Below are 16,061 nucleotides of genomic sequence, written 5' to 3' on the forward strand. Positions count from 1 at the left end.
TTTACCCGTATACAAAGACAGTATCATCATCATGGGGTTGATGAGCGCCAGTGTTTTTATAGAATTTCACCGCCGCCTGGTTTGATTCCTGGGCAATTAGAAATGCCTTGATTAATTTGCCATTTTCGCTAAGATGCCGTAGAGACGCAATCAACGCTGACCCAACCCCCTGGCGTTGGTATGCTGTTGCAACCTCAAGTTCATGGATATAAAGCATATGCGGGTCTCCGGCGATGCGCGCCAGTTTGTACCCCAGAACAAACCCTGTAAGCTGTTCGTCCATCAACGCCACCACCAGAAAGTTTTTCTCATCGGCAAGGAAATCTTTCAAATGCGCCGCGCCAACACCGGGTTTGAGGCTTGATACGCCCTCCAGGGCGAGGGGCAAATCATCAAGAGTGAGTCTGCGAATATTCATTGAGCACATTGTAGCAGAGAGAATTTCGGAAAAAGTAAGAAAATGATGTGAGCGTACATCTAGGTTGCACATCAATTAAACTTATTTTTATAAGGAGTAACGCAATGAATATCGTTCTATGGATTGTTCAAGGAATTTTAGCCTTTATGTTTCTGATGGTTGGCATGATGAAATTGATGCGCAGCAAAGAACAAATGGTTGACATGATGGGTTGGGTAGAAGATTTTTCTCAGGCTCAAATTCGTGGTATTGGCATGTTGGAAATCCTGGGCGCATTGGGTTTGATCTTGCCCGGCCTGACTGGCATTTTGCCAATTCTGACTCCGCTGGCGGCGATTGGTCTGGCATTAACCATGACAGGCGCTTTTTTCACGCATCTGCGCCGTAAAGAAATTGTCCCGATGGGCCTAATGAATATGATGCTCTTTGCGATGGCGGTATTTGTGGCCTACGGACGTTTTTCCTAACCCACTTTTTTTACCTTCATCTGATGCACAAAGCCGCGCACCTGTTCTGCGGCTTTTTTGTTTGGATTTCCTTTGACCCATAGCAAAACAACCGGGTACAATTCTGCTCAGAATGATATTGATTCACCTGAGTTCGGAATCAGAATTCAAGCGTCAATTCGAACCGCATAGCGGTGAGAAATCCCTGATCGCATCAAAGGAGTCTATTTATGGCATCAACCAAACAATGGAACACAACCAATATCCCGGATATAGCAGGGAAAACGGTTTTGATCACGGGTGCGAATAGCGGCATCGGCTACGAAGCTGCCCGCGCGCTGGCGCAAAGAGGGGCCGAAGTAATGATGGCCTGCCGCAGCCGGGAGAAGGGTGAAGCCGCAGTGCAAGCTATTTTGGAAGAAACGCCGCAGGCCAAACTCAACTTGATGGCGCTCAATTTGGCCGATTTAGCCTCTGTGCGCGAATTTGCCGAGAAAGTGCGTACCGAATACGCGCAGCTTGATCTGCTCATCAACAACGCCGGGGTGATGGCAATCCCTTATCGCCAAACCGCGGAAGGCTTTGAGATGCAGTTGGGCACAAATCATCTGGGGCATTTCGCCCTCACCGGGCTGCTGCTCGATTTGGTGCTGAAAGCTGAAAATGCGCGCATTGTGACGATTAGCAGCCAGGCGCACAAAACGGGGCGCATCAATTTTGATGATTTGAACAGCGAAAAATCGTATAGCAAATGGCTGGCCTACGGACAGAGCAAACTCGCCAATTTATTGTTCGCCTACGAGTTGCAGCGCAAGCTGGCCGCGGCGGGGCATGATACCCTCAGTGTAGCGGCGCATCCCGGCTATTCGGCAACGAATTTGCAAGACAGCAGCGGCATCTTTAGCGCGCTGAATCCGCTGATTGCACAGTCAGCGGCGATGGGAGCGCTGCCCACTTTATTTGCAGCAACCCACCCCGAGGTCGAGGGCGGCGATTTCATCGGCCCGCGTAGTTTTGGCGGCTGGCGCGGCTATCCTGCTAAAGCGCGATCCAATCTGGCATCTTATGATGAATCTGTGGCGAAAAAGTTATGGGCAGTGTCGGAAGAATTGACCGGCGTGCAATATTCATTTTAAACGCAAGACTTCCGAAGTTTTGATAACTTCGGAAATCTTTTGCTGCAAACAGGCGCTTACAGCGTTTTTACCTTGACGGCTGTAACCTTGGTTTCGGGGATTTTGGCGATTGGATCGAGCGCCGGATTGGTGATCTCGTTGGTGCGGCTTTCATGGAAATGGAAGGTCATTGAGCACATGCCGGTGCGGCAAATATCGGTGACTTTGGCCTGCACTTTGATTGTGCCGCGGCGTGAAGTCACTTCAACCCACTGACCGTCTTCGATGCCGAATTTGGCCGCGTCGGCCGGGTTGATCTTAAGCCACTCGTTGCTGTCCAACTCTTCCAGACCCGCTACCCGACGGGTCATCGTAGCCGAGTGGTAATGATACAAGCTGCGGTCGGTGGTCAGGATGAGGGGATATTCCTCGTCGGCGATTTCAGCAGAGATTTTGTATTCCACCGGGTTGAAATGGCCTTTCCCATTGGGGCGGGCAAACTTGCCTTTGTGCAGATACGGCGTGCCGGGGTCGTCTGCGCTGCGGCAGGGCCACTGCAAGCCAACTTCTTCGATACGCTCGTAGGTGATGCCCGCGTAGATGGGGGTGACGGCGTTGATCTCGTCCATGATCTCGGAGGGATTGGCAAAGTCGAAGCCTTTTTCGCCCATTTTTTGCGCGATCTGGGATGTGATCCACCAATCGGGTTTGGCCTCCCCTCGGGCCTGGATCGCTGCCCGGACGCGTTGAACCCGCCGCTCAGTATTCGTGAACGTCCCCTCTTTTTCGGCGAAGGAAGCCGCCGGGAGGATCACATCTGCATATTGGGCAGTTTCCGAGATGAACAAATCCTGCACGACGAAGAAATCCAGCTTTTCCAGGGCTTCGCGCACATGTTTGGCGTTGGCTTCCGTAATCAGGGGATTCTCGCCAACCAAATAAAGCGCCTTGACTTCGCCTTCGTAAATGGCGTCGAAGATTTCGGTATGGGTGAGGCCGATTTTGTCAGATAAGCGTCTGACGTCCGACGTCGGGACGTCGGACGCAGCGAAGCCCCAGGCTTTCTCGAATTTCTCGCGATGCTCAGGGATGGTGACATTCTGATAGCCCGGATAGACGTTGGGCAGGCCGCCCATATCGCACGCACCCTGAACGTTGTTCTGGCCGCGCAGGGGGTTGACCCCGGTGGAGGGCTTGCCAATTTGCCCGGTGAGCATAGCCAGGTTGGCTACGGCCTTGACGTTGTCGGTGCCGTGGGTGTGCTGAGTAATGCCCATGGCATAGAAAATCGCTGAGGGTTTGTTGGTGGCGTAGGTGTGCGCCGCGCTGGCAATTTTCTCCCAGGGCACGCCAGTAATCTCGGCAACGAATTCAGGGGTGAAGAGTTCCAGAGATTCTTTAAAGGTTTCGAAATTCTCGCAATGCTCGGCGATGAATTCTTTGTCGTGCAGATTTTCTTCGATGATATAGCGCGCCATACCGTTCAGCAAAGCCGAGTCGCTGCCGGGGCGATGTTGAATGAAATAATCGGCCACGCGCACTAACTCGATTTCTTTAGGGTTGGCGACGATCAGTTTTGTGCCGTTTTGTGCGGCGCGGCGCATCCGCTGCCCGATGACGGGGTGCGCGTTGGTGGTGTTGGCCCCAATCACAAAGAGGGTGCCCGCGTTATCAATCTCTGCAATGGAGTTGGTCATTGCGCCAGAACCGAAGGAAGTGACCAGACCGGCCACAGTAGGGCTGTGTCAGAGCCTGGCGCAGTGGTCGACGGAATTCGTCCCCATGACTGCGCGGGTAAACTTCTGAATCAGATAATTCTCTTCGCTGGTGCATTTCGCCGAGGCCAGGGCTGCAAACTGCTCGCCTTTGCGGTCGGCTAATTTCGTGGCAACCAACTCCAGGGCTTCGTCCCAAGTGGCTTCAACGAACTCGCCATCTTTTTTGATGAGCGGCGTAGTCAGCCGGTCGGGGTGATTGATAAATTTGAAGCCATAGCGCCCTTTGACACACAGGTTACCGTTGTTAGTGGGGCGTTCACGGTCGCCGCGCACGCTGACGACTTTATCACCCGAAACGCCCAGGTAAATACCGCAGCCTACGCCGCAGTAGACACAGGTAGACTGCACTTCGCGGGCCGGGAACTGTGGTCGTTTGGGAGCCAGCGCGCCGACCGGACAGCGCACAACGCACTCGCCGCACGATTCGCAGATCGAGTCGACAAATGATTTATTGCCAAAAGTGCCGATAACGGTTTTGAAACCGCGGTTGATGAAGCCCAACGCGCCCAGGCCGACAATTTCATCGCAGGTGCGCACACAGATACCACAAACCACGCATTTATTGGGATCAAACTGGAAAAAGGGGTTAGAATCATCAATCGGCAAACCCTTATCCGAGGGGCGCAAGCGCGCCAGCCGGTCGGGTTGGATGCCCAGATAGGCCGATGTATCCAGCAGGCCGCAGTCGCTGGCGGCGGCGCAAGCGAGGCAATCCATGTGGTGGTCGGCGATGAGCAATTCCAGGGCGATCTTGCGAGCCTGCGAAATGGCCGGACTGTCGGTTTTGACGTCAATACCCGCTTGCACCGGTGTCATGCACGACATGGTCATTTTGCCGCCGTCGATCTCTATTCCGCACAGGCGGCAAGCGCCCACCGGCTTCAGATCGGGGTGGTGGCACAGATGCGGAATATAAATATCATTCGCCAGGGCCGCGTCAAGTATCGACGTGCCCGCTTGGGCGAAAATTTCCTGTCCGTCAATCGTGAGGTTGATTTGTTTTGTCATAAATAGTCACTTTTTTGCATGCAAATTTCCTCACCCGTCTCGCTTCGCTCGACTCTCTCTCCCGGTGGGAGGAAAGGGTTGGGGTGAGGAGAAATTCTAGGCATCAACTAACTCCAATTCGCCGGTGCGGATTTCCACCGAGAAAACTTTCGGCGGGCATACTTCGTAGCACACGCCGCATTGATGACAAATTTCCTGGTCAATAACGTGCAGTTTTTTCGGCTCACCGCTGATCGCTTTTGCGGAACAATTCCGCAGGCATAAGCCGCAGCCCACACAGCTTTCCAGAATATTGTAGCTGATCAAAGCTTTACATTGTTTGGCGGGGCAGGCTTTGCCGAAGATATGCGCTTCGTATTCTTCGCGGAAGTAGCGCAGCGTTGTCAAAACCGGATTTGGTGCGGTTTGCCCCAACCCGCACAGGGAACCTGCTTTTACGGCTTCGCCTAGTTCTTCCAGTAAATCTATATCCTCGGGTTTTCCGCGTCCCGCGACGATGTCCTCCAAAATAGTGAGCATCTGCTTGGTGCCCAGACGACAGGGCACGCACTTGCCGCAGGATTCTTTTTCGGCGAAATCCAGGAAGTAACGGGCGAAATCGACCATGCAGGTCTTCTCGTCCATGACGACCACGCCACCGGAACCCATAATCGTCCCGGCTTCGTTGAGCGAGTCATAATCCACGGGGATATCCAGCAGCGCTTCGGGCACACAGCCACCCGAGGGACCGCCGGTCTGCACGGCTTTGAATTTCCCTTCCCCTGCTATTCCGCCGCCAATGTCAAAGACCAGTTTCCGCAAGGTGGTGCCCATCGGCACTTCGACCAGCCCGGTGTTCTTGACTTTACCCACCAGGGCAATGGTTTTGGTGCCAGTGCTTTTCTCGGTGCCGTATTCGGTGAACCAGTCGGCGCCATTTTGCAAAATCAGACTCACACAGGCCAACGATTCAACATTGTTAATAATGGTCGGCTTGCCCCACAACCCGGAAACAGCCGGGAAGGGGGGGCGCATAGTGGGCATGCCGCGTTGTCCCTCGATAGATTGGATCAGCGCGGTTTCCTCACCACAAACAAAGGCTCCCGCGCCTTCTTTGATTTTGATTTTGAAGTTGAAACCGGAACCGAGGATATTCTTGCCCAGCAAGCCCTGTTCTTCAGCTTGTCCGATCGCCAAACGCAATCGCTCCAGCGCCAGGGGATACTCAGCGCGGCAGTAGATATAACCCATCGAAGCCCCCAATGCGAACCCGGAGATAATCATGCCTTCGATCAGCGCATGGGGATCGCCCTCGATGAGTGAGCGGTTCATAAATGCGCCAGGGTCGCCTTCGTCGGCGTTGCAAATGAGATATTTCTGGTCACTTTCTGTATCGCGGCAGAAGCGCCATTTGCGCCAGGTGGGGAAGCCACCGCCGCCGCGCCCGCGCAGGCCGGATTGCTTGACTTCTTCCAGCACACCTTCGGGGCCAATTTCTATTGCTTTAGTCAGGCCGGAGTAGCCGTTGTTGGCGAAGTAGTGTCCTACGTCGGTGGGGTCGATGAAGCCGCAGCGCTTTAGCGCCCGACGCACCTGGGGCTTCAGCACCGGCAGCTCGAAAAGTTTGGGCACATCGGGAATAGTTTCTTCGCCAATGGTTCCGAGAACCAGCTTCGGGGGAATCTGCTCGTCCAGCAAATAATCGGCAACCAGCTTTGGGGCTTGTTTGGCCGTCACATTGCCGAACACCACCATCGGTTGTCCCGGTTTCTGAATGCTAACAATCGGCTCCAGATAGCATAAGCCGATACAGCCAACTTCGATAATGTTGCAATCCAGGTCGTTTTCGATGGCTTCTGCTTGGATGGCTTCCATCACGCCAATGGAACCAGCCGAGCGTCCGCAAGTGGCGTTGCCAATCGTAATCAAGGGCTTATCACCTGAAACGAGCGCATCCCAGGCTGCTGAAGATTCTTTTTGAAGGGTGGTGAATTCACTCATTTTAGACTTCCCTCCCGAAGAGTTTGCGCACTTTCTTGGGGTCCAGCTTGGCTTCTACGGTGTCGTTGATCATTACCGCCGGGGCCAGACTACAAGCGCCAATGCAAGCCACAGTTTCCAGCGAATAGGCCAGGTCTGCGGTGGTTTCGCCTTCTTTGATACCGATGGCTTCTTCAATCTCTTCCAGGATGCGCGGTGCGCCGTTTACGTGGCAAGCCGTTCCGCGGCATACCATGCAGTGTTTTTTACCGCGGGGGGTGAAACGGAACTGCGCATAAAAAGTAGCTACCCCATAGACCTGACTTTCGGGAATGCCGGTGAAACGAGCGATCTCGGTCATCGAGTGTTCGGGAATATAACTAAAAGCATCCTGAACATTTTGGAGGATCGGGATAAGCTCCTCCTTTTTCCCCGCATAGGATGACAAAATGGTTTGCATCGATTCTTCCATGGACTCTCCTTTGCTTGCCAATTCTCACAGGCAAATAACGAATGGCCATTCGTCAGCAAAATCCTGTAATCTCCGAGCAGGGCTTCTCGCATATAGCAGCGAAAGCCCTTCGGATATGATGATGGCGAATTCGGAATGAATTCTATCCCAATTGTGAAGTCTGCAAATCTAACAAAAATCACATTATGGTATGGGGATGGTCATTTAAAATGAAAACTTCCCCTTAATCGCTGGCGGGGATATTGTACGGCATAACACTTTCTTGTTCATTTGGATCGTTTCGGGCAACGATTGCATGAGCAGGTTCTTTATCACTTAAATTTACCGGCTGGTGAGGAACATCCGCAGGGATAAAGATAAAATCACCCGCCTCATGTATTACTGATTTGCCCAACCCCTCTCCATAGAATGTTTCAACTCTACCCTTGACCATATAGATGGCTGTTTCATAACCTTTATGGATATGGGGTTTAGCAGCGCCGCCTGCCGGGATGACGACTAGATTCATCGAAATACCAGTTGATCCTGCATTTTCCTGGGAGATCCCAACAAAATTTGGCAAGTGCTGACGCGTCATAGTTGTGGCCGTTGGTCGGATAGTGATTATTTCCGAGGAAGAAATTTGCTGTGATTTTTTCTCATCTGCTACCATCATTGACTCCTTTTCCATTAACTATCCTGAAGAAAATACCAATAGTGGTGATGTTCGAGAACGAAATTGTCGCTGCGTTTTCTTTTTGGGCCTAGTCCGGGCTTGCCGCGTTGGATTGTTGAGCACCTCTTCTTTTCCCTTTTAGACGTGTGAACTCCAGAATCTTCTCCGGTGCCACGCCTTGTTCTACGAGATATTCGCGTTTGGCCTTCAAAGCCCCCGTTGGACAAACACCGATGCAATTGCCGCAGAAGACGCAGGTGGTCTCGGTGAGCGGTTTATCGAAGAAGGTGGCGATCTGTGTCTCGAAGCCGCGTCCGCTGAAATTGAGCGCATAGGTAAATTGCGCATCATCGGCGCAAACCTGTACGCAGCGCCAGCACAACACGCACTGGGAGTAGTCGCGCAGATAAACCGGGTTGTCATCAATGATTGCCGGTTGGCGTTTTTTGCCGCTATCGAATCGCTCAGGGAAACACTCGTATTCGACGACCATCTCCTGCAATTCAGGGCTTTCGGAGATATCCACGGTGGAGGCCAACATTTCAAGAATTGTGCGCCGGGCGCGGTCCACATCGTCAGAGCGCGTGCGCACTACGGCACCATCGTGAGCAGCAGCCACGCAAGCGGCTTGCAGGCCGCGCGCCCCTTCCACTTCGACCACACACAAACGACATAGCCCGTTGGCGGTGGTGTGGGCAAAATAACACAGTACAGGAATATCAATGCTCGCGTCGCGCGCAGCTTCTAAGATCGTTGTTCCCGCGGGAACGCTGATCGGGGTGCCATCAATGGTGAGTTGAATGTATTCGTCTGTCATGCTTACCTTTTCTTGTATAGTGCTAATAAATAGAAGGCTTCAGAGATGAGAATAATCCCCGATATTACGATTTCAATAATCTTATATAAAGTTGGGACGTTTGGGGTCATGACTACGAATCGCAGCCACAAGGCAACCATTGATAGCAGTAACGCGGGGAAAATATTCCAATAAATAACTTTCGTTAACCGCGAGAATTTCAGCTTATGCTTTTTATAGTGCTTGCCTTCCCGGACAAACGCATTTCCATCGAAATATGCGCTCAACTCTTTTTCTAGCCCATAAATATAGTTATATTGGCGTTCAATATGCAGAACGGTTTGAAAATAAGTGTGTACCAGACTCAATAATCCAAACCAGAGTATGGCACCGATAAATGAAACATCGAGTATGTTTGCGGGTGTTGAGTTTTCCTGCCCATTGGCAACTTGCTGGACAATATACGAGTTGATCCAATCGCCGATCGCGTTGGGCGCTTGCATATAGATCAAGAGAAACAAGATAAGCCCAAGAATATAGATAAACAGCCGGTCTCGACGAGTTACATGGCTTTTTTGAAGTTCAAAAGTTTCATTATAGTGCTCGGCTAAAATTTCCAGTTTCGTATTTTGATCAATTGTCATTGAGTTCGCTTCCTGTATTGTCTCGCCAATCTCCCAGGCGCTCTGGATTGCTATACACCCGCAAGCGGCCAGAACGCACATAACCAACCAGCGTGATATTCCAGGCGCGCGCCATCTCGACGGAAATTGACGTTGGCGAAGTACGCGAAGCCACCAGCGGACAGCCCATGCGGGCGGCTTTGCGCAGCATTTCGGATGAAATACGGCCTGTCACTAATAGCGCCTTGCCGCGAGAATCAATGCCATCTCGGAGACACAACCCGGCCACTTTATCAATGGTGTTATGGCGGCCTACATCTTCGACGACTACGAGCAAAACTTCGCGTTCCATATCGAGCAGACCGGCAGCATGTACGCCGCGCGAGCGGGCGTATAAACTGTTGGGCGGCTGTAATTTACGGAATTGCTCGCGCAAGACCTCAGGGTTGGTCTGTGCCGAACTGGCAATGGGCTCAAGCCCCAGGCGGGGATCGCTAAACGTAACCCCGCCGCCACAACCACTGGTTACAATGACACGTTCCGGCTTCTGGAAGGCATGATTAAGCCAAACATCTACGCAGCAACCCAGCTTGCTGATATGCACAATTTCAACTTCGGCAAGATTCTCGATGATGGACTCATTCTTCAGGAAACCCAATGCCAGCGCATCTTGCTGGCAGGGCGTCGCCATGATGGTCGCCAGTTCAGCGCCGTTGACATAGATTGTAATTAGCGCTTCATCGATGATCTCACCCTCGACATGTGTCCATTCGCCGCGGTATTCGTGCCAGGAAGTTTGGAAGGTGCCGGTGTTATTCATAGCAATGAATTGGAGATTTGTGATTTGAAATTAGTGATCATTCGTACAACCTGCCCCAAACAAGTCGGAGCCAAAAAAACTTTCACCACGAATACACAAAGTCACAAAGGGAAATAAATTTGCTGTTCTCCGTGCCTTCGTGTCTTGGTGGTGCAAAATTCTTGCTCACTGTGCAAGAATTTTACTTGTAAGGTACTAATTTCCAGTCTTCAGTCTTCAATCTACAATAAATATCTCCGGCCATTTTTTATATGCTGAGAGAATCGCCGTGGAGGCCATGTGCCCAACACCACAAATGGAGGCTTTCGCCATCGTAAAGCCGACATCTTCCAGCCGCGCCATATCATCGAGGGTGACAGCCTCATCAACGACTTTATCAAGAATTTCAAGTTGCTTCTGCGTACCTAATTGGCATGGGAAACATTTTCCGCAAGACTCATGGGCGAAAAAATGCGCCAGACTGTAAACAATGGCCTTCATATCACGCGTGGTGTTAATCACATTGATTACACCTGACCCCAGGAAATATTTATTCTCGGCCAAACCTTCAAAGCTCATTACTAAACCTAATTCATCAGGGCTAGCAAAGGTTCCGGCGGCACCGCCAATGAGTACGCCGTGCAACTCGCCGGTAACGCCCCCGGCGTGTTCAATCAACTCCCCCAGCGTAGTTCCCAGCGGATATTCGTAGACACCGGGGCGGGCCACGTCGCCCGAAATGCAGAAAATTTTCGTGCCGGTTGATTTTTCGGTACCCGTCATCTTGAAATAGTCGGCACCGTAGGCCAATATCCATGAGGCGGCGGAAAGGGTTTCAATATTGTTAATGTCGGTGGGTTTACCGAACAAGCCGTGAGTCACGGGGTAGGGCGGTTTCAGGCGCGGGAAGCCGCGTTTGCCCTCAATCGATTCAAATAATGCTGTCTCTTCGCCGCACACATAAGCCCCCGCGCCGGAGCGAATTTCAATCTCAAAGTCGAAGCCTTTTCCCCAAATATTTGCGCCCAAATACCCGTTTTGCCGCGCCCGCTCGATGGCAGTTTGCATCACTTTTGTGGCTCTGAAATACTCGCCGCGGATATACAAATAACCTTTATGCGCCCCCACAGCATACCCGGCGATGACCATGCCTTCTACAACCGAGTAGGGGTAGCCTTCCATCAGGACGCGGTCTTTAAAGGTGCCAGGTTCCGATTCGTCGGCGTTGCAGACAATATATTTAGGGGACCCTTCGGCCTCGGCAGTGAACTTCCACTTTAGCCCGGTGGGGAAGGCTGCGCCCCCGCGCCCTACCAGCCCGGACTGGGTTAGCGTTTCGACCACGGCGGTGGGAGGCATATTCAAGGCGTTCTTCATCCCGAGGAAACCGCCACAGCTTTCAAAGTCGGCGATGTCGAGCGGGTCTACCGAGCCACAACCCCCCAACAGCCAACGCGGATCCCCTTCGAGGGTGCCTAGCGGGGCAGGCTCCGGGGATTGAATCCAGCTTTGGGGATCCGATCCCACACGGAGCGCGGTCGGAACTTCCCCTACCAGGGCCGCGGGCGCGTGGTCGCAGAGTCCCAAACATTCCACGGCTTCAAGCGTATATTTTCCATCCGCAGTCGTTTCTCCGGGTTGAATACCAAAATGCTCACACACCGCGTCGAGGATGATCTCGCTGCCCTTTTGCGTACACATCGGGCTAACGCAGATGCGCACCACGGTATCGCCAACGGGTTCTTTGTAGAACATGGTGTAAAACTCGATCACGCCGTAAATATCAGCAAGCGGCACTTTGAGGGCTTTGCCAATGGCGGCGGCGATTGGCTCAGAGATATGGCCGTATTGATTTTGGGCCTCCCACAATGCGGGCAGCAGGTTGACGCGCCCGCCGGGGGCGTGTTTTTCAAGAATCGGCTTGAGGGGGGCGAGATTGAGGGGCGTAGAAGTCATGCGAAGGTTTATCCTTGAGTACGGAGCTTATTCCTACTAAAATCGTCCTGATTATACACGAAAAACCCCCACCCTGATTCGAGCTTTAGCGAAGTGATTATCTAAAAATAACTTCCCGCTAAATTGGTTCAAATTGAACCAATTTAGCCAAGAATTTATTTCTGGATATTCACTGAGGCCAGGGTGAGGGCATGTGTTTCAGAATCAAAGACCTCCGAAGTTTCGAAAACTTCGGAGGTCTGATTTGTGGAAAAATATCTTTAGAATAGGCCGGTAACCTGCCCGGTTTCGAGGTCGAGATCAACGTCGTAATACACGGGGCGGGTGGGCAGGCCGGGCATGGTGCTCATTTCGCCCAGCAGCGGGTAGAGGAACCCGGCCCCAACCGAGGCGCGGATGTCGCGGATCGGCACGGTGAAGCCCGTGGGGCGGCCCTTGAGCAGCGGATCGTGGCTGATGCTCAGGTGTGTTTTTGCCATACACATGGGTAATTCGTCAAAGCCCAGCTTGGTGTAAAGCGCAATTTTCTTTTCGGCTTCTTCGGAGTATTCAACGCCATCGGCTCCGTAGATTTCTTTGCAGATGACTTCAATTTTGTCTTTGATTGAGGTGCCCTCGAGCGGATAGAGGAACTTGAAATCACTGGGTTTTTCGCAGGCGGCCACAACAGCTTCGGCCAGGTCCTTGGCGCCTTTACCGCCCTCCATCCAGTGGCGAGAGACAACCGCATCTTCGGCGCCGGCGGCGATAGCGCCTTTGCGCACCAGTTCCACCTCGGCGAGGGTATCATCTTTGAAGCTATTGACAGCTACGACCACGGGGATGCCGAAACGCTTGGCGTTTTCAATATGCGCTTCCAGGTTGGGCAAACCGGCTGCGAGGAGTTCGAGATTCTCTTCGACGTATTCGGGGGCCAGCGGTGCGCCAGCAACAACTTTGGGGCCACCGCCGTGCATCTTGAGGGCGCGCACGGTTGCAACCAATACCACACAGCTGGGGACTAATCCAGAATAGCGGCATTTGATGTTGAAGAATTTTTCCATGCCAATATCGGCGCCAAAGCCCGATTCGGTGACCACATAGTCGGCCAGTTTCAGGGCGATGCGGTCGGCGATGATGGAGCTGTTGCCGTGGGCAATATTGGCAAACGGGCCAGCGTGGACGAAGGCAGGCGTGCCTTCAAGGGTCTGCATCATGGTGGGCATGATGGCATCCTTCATCAGGACAGTCATGGCACCGGCGGCACCGATGTCTTCAGCGGTGATGGCTTCGCCCGCTTTACTGGTGGCGATAACAATGCGGCCAAAACGTTCGCGCATATCGGCCAGGTCGGTGGTCAGGGCCAAAATCGCCATAATTTCGCTGGCAACTGTGATGTCATAGCCAGTTTCGCGGGTGAAGCCGCTTTCTTTGGGGCCTTGCCCGATGGTGATGCCGCGCAACATGCGGTCGTTGATGTCTACCACACGCCGCCAGGTCAGGGTTTCGGGATCAATATCAAGGCGCACGAAACGGGAGACTTCTTCGGGAGTTAAATCATTGGGGTCGGTTTTGTTAATGCCCAGTTTTTTCAGGCGTTTGAGCATCGGCAGGGCGAAGCGGCGGCTGCCATCTTTGGCGGTGGGGCACAGGCGGCGGAAGAGGGCTTCGTCGCTCTGGCGGGATTCGTGGTACATGCGGGTGTCAATGGCAGCGGCGAGCAGGTTGTTCGCTGCAGTGATGGCATGGATGTCGCCCGTCAGGTGCAGGTTGAAATCTTCCATCGGTACAACCTGGCTGTAGCCGCCACCGGCCGCGCCACCCTTGATGCCGAAGGTCGGCCCCTGGGAGGGTTGGCGAATCGCTGTGAAGACATTCTTACCTAAGTGAGCGCCCAGCGCTTCGCTGAGTCCCACCATCGTGGTGGATTTGCCCTCCCCGAGCGGAGTCGGGGTGATGGCGGTCACGTCAATATATTTGCCATCGGGAACATCTTTCAGACGATCCAAAATGTCCAGGCGGACTTTAGCTTTATGATTGCCGTAAAGTTCCAGCTCACTGGGAAGAATACCTACTTCTTCTGCGATTTTGGCAACATTTTTGATGTTGGGTTGCTGGGCCTGAGCAATATCAATATCCGATGGGACGGGTTCAAGCAGTTCAAGGTGAATGGGTTCAAAATCAATCTTGGCGTTTCTGTATCGAGACATGGGAGTATCCTTTTGGGTGATAAGTTATGAAATATATTCAAATACGCAAAAGAGCAAATTGCGAATTTGCTCTTTAAATTTGTACTAAACTTCGACTAATCCGTTGGCAATCTGCGCGGCACGAACAGTGTTGCGCATTAGCATGGCAATCGTCATCGGGCCAACGCCGCCAGGGGAGGGGGAAATCCAGCCCGCGACTTCGCTGACTTCGTCGAAGGCCACATCGCCAGTCAGATAGTAGCCTTTCTCTTTGGTGTCATCCTCAATGCGATGGGTACCCACATCGATCACGGCGGCGCCGGGTTTGACCCAGTCTTTCTTGACCATCTCAACACGACCAACCGCAGCGATGAGAATATCGGCCTGGCGGCAAACATCGGCCAGATTCTTGGTGCGGGAGTGGCAAATGGTAACTGTGGCATTGCGCTTGACGAGCAACAGGGCGGCGGGCATGCCTACAATATTGGAGCGACCCAGCACGACGGCATTGGCGCCTTCCATTTTCACGCCGACTTCATCGAGGAGGTAGATACAGCCATCGGGGGTGCAGGGAACAAACAGGGGTTCGCGGCCCTTCTGGGCCAAACGACCCATATTGAGGGGGTGGAAACCGTCAATATCTTTCTCGGGGCTGATCGCTTTCAAAACAGCTTCGTCATCCAGATGTCCGGGGAGAGGTAATTGCACCAAAATGCCGTTCACCTTCGGGTCTTCGTTGAGTTGGTGTACCAGGGCTTCGACTTCTTCCTGTGATGAATCGGCGGGCAGCGTGTGGCTGAATGATTCCATCCCTAATTTTTTGCACATGCGCTGTTTCATGCCGACATACACCTCGGAGGCAGGGTCTGCCCCAACGAGAACAGTAACCAACCCTGGGCGAGCGTATCCTTTTGCGACCATATCGGCTACATCTGCGGCGGCTTGCTCGCGCACTTTTTTAGCGATGGCTTTGCCGTCAATCAATTTTGCTGTCATATTTTGCTCCTATTTGCATTATATCTGGGTGGTGGAACGAAACGAAAATAGTTGTGTTTTGCGTCCTGAAAAATGCCCCAAAGAGGCATGGATAGCATACTTCACCATGCCGTATTATGACTGAAAAAAAACAAGTTTACAAGTTATTTTCGTCACGATATTTATGAAAAAAGATATATCGGTGATATATCAGATAGACGCAATTCTTGCATCTCGGTGAGGGAGGGTCAGTAATTTTTCTCTATGAATTATATCGCTCGTTATCGGTAATATATCTAATTATATTTATAAATAACCACAATTATCAAAATATATATTGATAATGAGCAGATATTATGTTACATTATTCATAATGAACGATTTAGATGATCTTGACAAAGCAATTCTTCGGTTGCTCCAGAAAGATGCTTGCATGAGCAATATTAATCTGGCGAAGACGCTCGATTTATCGCCATCTTCTACCCACGCACGGGTAAAACGGCTGGAAAAAGATGGCTACATTGATCAGCGCCTGACCGTATTAAACCGCGAAAAACTGGGGTTTGATATGCTGTGCTTTATCAATGTGAGTTTGCAAACCCACCATATTGATGAGATTAAAGATTTCCGCCGCGTCGTTCAGATCATGCCAGAAGTGCTGGAATGTCATCATGTCACTGGCAAGTTTGACTATATATTGAAAGTGGCCGTGCCAAACCGGGTTGCGTTGCAACAATTTGTTCTCGAAAAGCTTACTCCCCTCCCTTATATTGCCACGATCCAAACCAGTCTTATTTTTGAAGAAGTGAAATTTACAACAGCCTTGCCGCTGGAGTAATGGTCTTTGTATAAACGCATGCTGCGTTTTTTTCTTTCATCACCACAAAGGCACA

14 protein-coding genes are annotated in these 16,061 nt (G+C 52.0%); 3 read left to right on the forward strand and 11 right to left on the reverse strand.

Translation table 11 applies throughout. The features are described from left to right. Nucleotide 1: 1 nt before the first annotated feature. Complete coding sequence (locus HN413_11385; protein ID MBT3391000.1) at nt 2-418, reverse strand: GNAT family N-acetyltransferase; 417 nt, start codon at nt 416-418, stop codon at nt 2-4. A 104-nt stretch (nt 419-522) separates the two neighbouring features. Here HN413_11385 and HN413_11390 point away from each other — a divergent pair, with 104 nt between their 5' ends. Together HN413_11390 and HN413_11395 are read left to right on the forward strand one after the other, a co-directional pair. Then, nucleotides 523-885 (forward strand): DoxX family protein, encoded by a 363-nt coding sequence (locus tag HN413_11390; protein MBT3391001.1) that lies wholly within the window; start codon nt 523-525, stop codon nt 883-885. Between the two features lie 209 nt (nt 886-1,094). Next, nucleotides 1,095-2,000, forward strand: coding sequence for an SDR family oxidoreductase (locus HN413_11395; GenBank protein ID MBT3391002.1), 906 nt, complete (start codon nt 1,095-1,097; stop codon nt 1,998-2,000). Nucleotides 2,001-2,056: 56 nt separating this feature from the next. Here the strand turns inward: HN413_11395 and fdhF are convergent, their stop codons facing one another. From fdhF to folD, 10 genes are all read right to left on the reverse strand, one after another. Beyond that, complete coding sequence (fdhF, locus tag HN413_11400) at nt 2,057-4,765, reverse strand: formate dehydrogenase subunit alpha (protein MBT3391003.1); 2,709 nt, start codon at nt 4,763-4,765, stop codon at nt 2,057-2,059. Between the two features lie 96 nt (nt 4,766-4,861). Beyond that, nucleotides 4,862-6,745 (reverse strand): NADH-quinone oxidoreductase subunit NuoF, encoded by a 1,884-nt coding sequence (gene nuoF / locus HN413_11405; protein ID MBT3391004.1) that lies wholly within the window; start codon nt 6,743-6,745, stop codon nt 4,862-4,864. Between the two features lies 1 nt (nt 6,746). Further along, nucleotides 6,747-7,196 (reverse strand): NADH-quinone oxidoreductase subunit NuoE, encoded by a 450-nt coding sequence (gene nuoE / locus HN413_11410; protein MBT3391005.1) that lies wholly within the window; start codon nt 7,194-7,196, stop codon nt 6,747-6,749. A gap of 223 nt (nt 7,197-7,419) precedes the next feature. Beyond that, a complete protein-coding gene (locus HN413_11415) occupies nt 7,420-7,848 on the reverse strand; it encodes a cupin domain-containing protein (GenBank protein ID MBT3391006.1) in 429 nt (142 codons plus the stop codon). A gap of 91 nt (nt 7,849-7,939) precedes the next feature. After that, entirely contained in the window at nt 7,940-8,668 is a 729-nt protein-coding gene (locus HN413_11420; protein ID MBT3391007.1) for a 2Fe-2S iron-sulfur cluster binding domain-containing protein, read from the reverse strand. A 2-nt stretch (nt 8,669-8,670) separates the two neighbouring features. Then, complete coding sequence (locus HN413_11425) at nt 8,671-9,291, reverse strand: hypothetical protein (GenBank protein ID MBT3391008.1); 621 nt, start codon at nt 9,289-9,291, stop codon at nt 8,671-8,673. Continuing rightward, on the reverse strand, nt 9,281-10,090 hold the full coding sequence (gene fdhD, locus HN413_11430; protein ID MBT3391009.1) for a formate dehydrogenase accessory sulfurtransferase FdhD: 810 nt from the start codon (nt 10,088-10,090) through the stop codon (nt 9,281-9,283). Before fdhD ends, HN413_11425 begins: the two co-directional genes overlap by 11 nt. A gap of 216 nt (nt 10,091-10,306) precedes the next feature. Continuing rightward, complete coding sequence (locus tag HN413_11435) at nt 10,307-12,025, reverse strand: NADH-quinone oxidoreductase subunit E (GenBank protein ID MBT3391010.1); 1,719 nt, start codon at nt 12,023-12,025, stop codon at nt 10,307-10,309. 260 nt (nt 12,026-12,285) lie between these two features. Then, nucleotides 12,286-14,214 carry a formate--tetrahydrofolate ligase gene (locus tag HN413_11440; GenBank protein MBT3391011.1) on the reverse strand — a complete coding sequence of 643 codons (1,929 nt, stop codon included), beginning with the start codon at nt 14,212-14,214 and terminating at the stop codon, nt 12,286-12,288. An 84-nt stretch (nt 14,215-14,298) separates the two neighbouring features. After that, nucleotides 14,299-15,189 (reverse strand): bifunctional methylenetetrahydrofolate dehydrogenase/methenyltetrahydrofolate cyclohydrolase FolD, encoded by an 891-nt coding sequence (gene folD, locus HN413_11445; protein MBT3391012.1) that lies wholly within the window; start codon nt 15,187-15,189, stop codon nt 14,299-14,301. 352 nt (nt 15,190-15,541) lie between these two features. Between folD and HN413_11450 the strand changes: the two genes are divergently transcribed. Continuing rightward, the gene (locus HN413_11450; protein MBT3391013.1) at nt 15,542-16,006 is read left to right on the forward strand and encodes an Lrp/AsnC family transcriptional regulator; all 465 of its coding nucleotides are present in this window, start codon (nt 15,542-15,544) and stop codon (nt 16,004-16,006) included. The last annotated feature ends 55 nt before the right edge of the window (nt 16,007-16,061 follow it).

The sequence above is a fragment of the Chloroflexota bacterium genome, assembly GCA_018648225.1.
In the GTDB taxonomy this organism is placed as follows: domain Bacteria; phylum Chloroflexota; class Anaerolineae; order Anaerolineales; family UBA11858; genus NIOZ-UU35.